Source organism: Ensifer sp. ZNC0028, assembly GCF_000799055.1.
Taxonomy (GTDB): Bacteria; Pseudomonadota; Alphaproteobacteria; order Rhizobiales; family Rhizobiaceae; genus Ensifer.
The window spans coordinates 1-5,906 of the sequence record NZ_JTLA01000138.1; the positions used below are offsets into that span (position 1 = coordinate 1).

Here is a 5,906-nt window from a genome sequence, read left to right on the forward strand (position 1 = left end):
CGACCGGGCCGGGACGCACATGGATGATCTCGCCCTTGACGCCGAAGTCTTCGAGCACGCCTTCGAGCATGCGGGCGTTCTGTTCCAGCGCATCGGGCGAGAGCGAGGCGTCGCGGCTGACATTCTTCGGCTCGGCTAGGAAATGCATCGGCGGCAGCGTGAAGTTGCCGTCGTTGTCTTCGACGAAGGAGCGCTGGGCTTCGCGTTCGATCCGCTGGCCGGTCTTCGGGCGGGGACCAGGCGTGACGACGCGCGAGCCGCCCTTGGGCAGGCCCTGCTTCGGCGGTGCCGCCTTTGGCGCCCAGTCGGCGGCCGGATCGTAGTCTTCGTCGTCGGGCAGAATGCCGGCGGGGCGGCGCTCGTCGATGTCGAAGGGCATGTCGTCATCCTCGTCGTCGGCCATGATCGGCGGCGGGGTGAGGATGCGGCGCTCGGAGCGGTCGAGCGAGGGCTCGATGCGGTCGCCGGCGGCCATCGGCTTCGGCCGGGCGGGCTCGTTCAGCGTGCCGAACTCGTCGTTGTTGAAATCGTAGGGCTCGTCGTACTGGCGCTTGGGCGTGGCGCGGGTGCCGCTCATGCCGAAGATGCGGCGCATGCGCGCGTGCATGGTGTAGCGCATATGGGCAAAGGAGCCCATCAGCAGGGTGAAGGGGCCTTCGCTGTCGTCCTCGTCCAGTTCGTCGCGCACGGTGCGCGCCTTGCTCGGCGTCGGCTCGGCGATTTCCTCTTCGTCCTCCTCGTCGCTAACGCCGATCAGGCCGGCGCTATAGACCAGGCACCAGGCGGCGGGGACGGCGAAGATACAGGCAAGAATGGTCGCAAGCGTGCCGGTCGGGAAGGCGCCGGTAAAGAGCGCCGGGAAACGCAGGATCATGTCGCCGAAGACGCCGCCGAGGCCGTTGGGCAGCGGCCAGGTGATGGGGGCGGGAACGCAGCTGAGTGCTGCGCCGGCAAGCACGGAACCGACGAACCAGAGACCGAGGCGCTTGAAGACCTTGTCGAAACGTTTGCCGCCGATCAGCACCAGGGCCCAGGCGACGGCCGGCAGGAGGGCGACCACGCTGGCCAGGCCGAAGAACTGCATGAAGATGTCGGCAAAGGCAGCACCGGTATAACCAAGCACGTTGGTCGGCGCTTGTGAGGTGGCGTAGGAGAAGCTTGGATCGGCGACATTCCACGTTGAGAGCGCTGCGACGGCCAGCGCCAATGCGCCGAACAGCGTAAAGCCCGCCAGCGACGCGATCTGTCGCCAAACGAAGGTGGTTAGCACGAACCGGTTGGAACGGCTGTTAAGCGCTGCCGGATTGCTTCTGCTCATGTTGCCTGCTGCCCGTCTCGATCTTCACGGCGCATTGCGCGCCATGGAATCAACCTAAGCGGTGTACGGTTAATGCGACATTAACCATGCGTAGTTGGCGCTAAAATAGCAGTCGCAGCCGGATCGATCGGCACGAAAAAGGCCCGGAGCTTCCGATCCGGGCCAAGAGCGATCCGCGTGGGGCGGATCGCGACGGGACTGTAGACGGCGCCGGACTGCCGGCGCCGCGATCCGCTTAGCTGTGGTATGCGGCTTCGCCGTGCGACGAGAGGTCGAGGCCCTCGCGTTCGGCTTCGACGGAGACGCGCAGGCCGACGATCGAGTCCACCAGCTTGTAGAGGATGACCGAGACGACGCCGCACCAGACGATGGTGATGGCAACCGCGGTCAGCTGGGTCATGAACTGGCCACCCATGGTGACGCCGTCGGCATAACCGATGCCGCCGAGCGACGAGGAGGCGAAGATGCCGGTCGCAAGCGCACCGAAGAAGCCGCCGACGCCGTGGACGCCGAAGACGTCTGCGGTGTCGTCATAGTGGAACTTGTTTTTCACGACCGAGACGAAGAAGTAGCAAAGCGGCGAGACGAGCACGCCCATGACGATCGCGCCCATCGGGCCGGCAATGCCGGCGGCCGGCGTGATGGCGACGAGGCCGGCGATCATGCCTGAGGCTGCACCCAGCATCGAGGCCTTGCCGCGGGTGATGGTTTCGACAACCGACCAGGAGAGGACTGCGGCTGCGGTTGCGAGGAAGGTGTTGACGGTTGCGAGAACCGCGCCGCCCGAGGCTTCGAGGTTGGAGCCGGCGTTGAAGCCGAACCAGCCGAACCAGAGCATGGCAGCACCGACCAGCGTCAGCGTCATCGAGTGCGGTGCCATCATGTCACGGCCGTAGCCGGTGCGCTTGCCGACCATGATCGCGCCGATCAGGCCCGCAACGCCGGCATTGATGTGAACGACGGTGCCGCCGGCAAAGTCGAGGGCACCCATGCCGAAGAGCAGGCCGTTGCTGTCCCAGACCATGTGGGCGATCGGGAAGTAGACGAAGGTGGCCCAGAGGATGGAGAAGAGCACCGCGGCCGAGAACTTGATGCGCTCGGCAAACGCGCCGACGATGAGCGCCGGCGTCAGCGCCGCGAAGGTCATCTGGAACAGCATGAAGATGTATTCCGGAATGACGACGCCTTCCGAGAAGGTTGCCGCCGTGCTCTCACCGGTGACGCCGGCAAGGAACATCTTGGCGAAGCCGCCGAAATAGGGGCTGGTCGAGCCGCCGAAGGCGAAGGAGTAGCCGTAGACGACCCAGACGATCATCATCGCCGCGCCGATCACGGTGCACTGCATCAGCACCGACAGCATGTTCTTGGCGCGTACGAGGCCGCCGTAGAAGAGTGCGAGGCCGGGGATCAGCATGAAGAAGACGAGAAGCGTCGAGAAGAACATGAAGGCGGTATCGGCCTTGTCGGGGACCGGCGCTGCGGCGGCTGCGGCCGGAGCTGCTTCCTGTGCGAAGGCGATGGCCGGCGCAAGCAAGGCGGCGCCGAGTGCGCCGAGGCGTCCAAGAGAGGTGGTAAGTTTGCTGGATGACATCGAGAAGTGCTCCCTGAACGGCGTGATTTACAACGCTTCTGAATCGGTTTCGCCGGTGCGGATGCGCACGGCATGGTCAATGGCGTAGACGAAGATCTTGCCGTCGCCGATCTGGCCGGTCTTGGCGGCTGCGGCGATCGCTTCAACGGCCTTGTCGACGAGCTCCGAAGGAACGGCGATCTCGACCTTCAGTTTCGGCAGGAAGCTCACAGCATATTCGGTGCCGCGGTAGATTTCGGTATGTCCCTTCTGGCGGCCGTAGCCTTTGACTTCGGTCACGGTCAGGCCCTGGATGCCGACAGCAGTGAGGGCTTCGCGAACCTCATCGAGCTTGAACGGCTTGATAATGGCCATCACAATTTTCATCTGGTTTCATCCTTGTTCGCCTCCGGCGGAGGCCGTCTCTCCTTGCTGCGGAGCGCCCCAAGCGCCGTGCAACCGAACCATGACATTCAAGGGGCGTGCCAGATTCGAACGGCTGTCTTAAGTGGATGAAAACAAATAGAAAAAAAGAAAGCCGCAGCACGAATGCTGCGGCGCATCAAAAAATCGGCACTTTAGAAGATTAAAAAATAGGCAGAATGAAGCTTCTGCTTATTTCCTATTCAGATGCCTTTTTCCGGATCAGCCCTTCCTGGGCGACGGAGGCGATCAGCACGCCGGAACGCGTAAAAAGGCTGCCTCTGGTCATCCCGCGGGCACCATGTGCACTCGGACTGTCCTGGGTATAGAGCAGCCAGTCGTCCATCTTGCAGGGGCGGTGGAACCACATGGCATGGTCGAGGCTTGCGACCTGCAGGTTGCGGTCGAAGACCGAAGTGCCGTGGGCATAAAGCGAGGTGTCGAGCAACGTCATGTCGGAGAGATAGGCAAGGATCGCCGCCTGGATATGGCGCTCGTCCGGAACGGTGCCCACCGCCTTGACCCAGACATCCTGGATCGGTTTGCCGTCGTCGCGGGTGAAATAGTGGTGAAACGAAGCCGGGCGGATCTCAATCGGCCGTGGCCGTTCCCAGTAGCGCCGGATCGCTTCGGGCGCATGCACGAGGAACTTTTCCTTCAGCTCCTGCTCGCCCGGCAGCGTCTCGGGCATGGCGAGATCAGGCATGTCGATCTGGTGGTCGAAACCGTCCTCGTCGTACTGGAAGGAGGCGGACATCGAGAAGATCGCCTTGCCATGCTGGATGGCGACGACCCGGCGGGTGGCGAAGCTCGTACCGTCGCGGATGCGGTCGACCTCGTAGATGATCGGCACCGACGGGTCGCCCGGCCGCATGAAATAGGCGTGCAGCGAGTGGACGAAGCGGTCCGCATCCACGGTGCGCTGGGCGGCAACCAGCGCCTGGCCGATCACCTGGCCGCCGAAGACCCGCTGCCAGCCGACCTGTGGGCTCAAGCCCCGGAACAGATTTTCCTCGAGTTTTTCGAGATCGAGAATGGCCAGCAGCGCATCCATGGGGGTGGCGGTCTCGGTGGGGCGCGACATTTCGGCTTTCTCCGATGGTAGGAACGTCGATGGCATTGATCTATATAGACATAAAACGATGCTCAAGTGCGACGGAGAAAGCCGATGCTCGATGTCTTGATTGCCGGTGGCGGCTATGTCGGCCTTTCGCTTGCGGTGTCCTTGAAGAAGGCGGCGCCGCATCTCGACGTGATGGTGATCGACGGCGCGCCGGAAGATGCCTGGAAAAAGGACCAGCGCGCTTCCGCCGTTGCGTCCGCGGCCGAGCGCATGCTCGACGTGCTCGGCGTCTGGGATGAGATCGCGCCGGAGGCCGAGCCGATCCGCCGCATGGTGATCACCGATTCGAAGGCGGCCGATCCGGTGCGCCCCGTGTTCCTGACCTTCGACGGCGACGGTGGCGAGGGACGTCCCTTCGCCCATATGGTGCCGAACACGGCGATGGTCGGCGCACTGCGCCGCGCCTGCGAGGCGCTCGGCGTCGTCAATCGCCAGTCGACCATGGTCGAGAGCTTCAAGAGCGGCGACCATGCGGTGGCCGTGACGCTTGCCGGTGGTGACGAGCTGCAGGCCCGTCTTCTGGTCGCCTGCGACGGCGTGCGCTCGAAGCTGCGCGATGCCGCAGGCATCAAGACCGTCGAGTTCGATTATGGCCAATCCGGCATCGTCACGACCGTCGAGCACGAGCGGCCGCACGAGGGCACGGCGGAGGAGCATTTCCTGCCGGCCGGGCCGTTTGCGACCCTGCCGCTCAAGAACAACCGTTCGTCGCTCGTCTGGACCGAGCGCACCGAGGACGCCGAACGCCTGGTCAAGGGCGACGATTTCCTGTTCGAGGAAGAGCTGGAGCGCCGCTTCGGCCACAAGCTCGGGCACCTGAAGGTGGTCGGCGGCAGGCGGGCATTCCCGCTCGGGCTGACGCTTGCCCGTGATTTCGTCAAGCCGCGCTTCGCGCTTGCCGGCGACGCGGCCCATGGCATCCACCCGATCTCGGGGCAGGGGCTCAATCTCGGCTTCAAGGATGTGGCCGCGTTGGCCGAGACCATCGTCGAGGCGGATCGTCTCGGGCTCGATATCGGCTCGCTCGCGGTGCTCGAGCGCTACCAGAGCTGGCGGCGTTTCGACACGTTCCGCATGGGTGTGACGACCGACGTGCTCAACCGGCTGTTTTCCAACGACATCACTCCGGTCAGGATCGCCCGCGATTTCGGCCTCGGCCTCGTCGATCGCATGCCTTCTCTGAAGAGCTTCTTTATCCGCCAGGCGGCCGGCATTGCCGGCGAAACCGATCCGCGGCTGCTGTCGGGGCGACCGATCTGAGGGTCCACCACGTCCCGCAAGAAATTCGCCCCTCACCCTAACCCTCTCCCCGCAGGCGGGGCGAGGGGACGAGAGCTACTGACACACCATCGCTTGGTGTAGGCCATCGCGGAACAAGCGGATAAAACAACCTTTGCTGCTGACGTGCGAGCAGAGCCGCACATGTCCTTCTCCCCGCCTGCGGGGAGAAGGTGCCGGCAGGCGGATGAGGG

General features: G+C 64.1%; 5 protein-coding genes. 1 reads left to right on the forward strand and 4 read right to left on the reverse strand.

The window, feature by feature from the left end:
* The 4 genes from L981_RS29045 to tesB all read right to left on the reverse strand — a co-directional run.
* The coding region (locus L981_RS29045) for a DNA translocase FtsK 4TM domain-containing protein (protein WP_043624871.1) at positions 1 to 1,318 on the reverse strand (1,318 nt) is incomplete at its 3' end.
* Between the two features lie 235 nt (positions 1,319 to 1,553).
* A complete protein-coding gene (locus tag L981_RS29050) occupies positions 1,554 to 2,909 on the reverse strand; it encodes an ammonium transporter (protein ID WP_043624874.1) in 1,356 nt (451 codons plus the stop codon).
* 27 nt (positions 2,910 to 2,936) lie between these two features.
* Positions 2,937 to 3,275: a P-II family nitrogen regulator gene (locus L981_RS29055; protein WP_034802765.1), complete on the reverse strand. Its 339-nt coding sequence runs from the start codon at positions 3,273 to 3,275 to the stop codon at positions 2,937 to 2,939.
* A gap of 235 nt (positions 3,276 to 3,510) precedes the next feature.
* On the reverse strand, positions 3,511 to 4,395 hold the full coding sequence (gene tesB / locus L981_RS29060) for an acyl-CoA thioesterase II (RefSeq protein ID WP_043624878.1): 885 nt from the start codon (positions 4,393 to 4,395) through the stop codon (positions 3,511 to 3,513).
* 84 nt (positions 4,396 to 4,479) lie between these two features.
* Between tesB and L981_RS29065 the strand changes: the two genes are divergently transcribed.
* The gene (locus L981_RS29065; RefSeq protein WP_043624881.1) at positions 4,480 to 5,694 is read left to right on the forward strand and encodes a ubiquinone biosynthesis hydroxylase; all 1,215 of its coding nucleotides are present in this window, start codon (positions 4,480 to 4,482) and stop codon (positions 5,692 to 5,694) included.
* Positions 5,695 to 5,906: the final 212 nt, after the last annotated feature.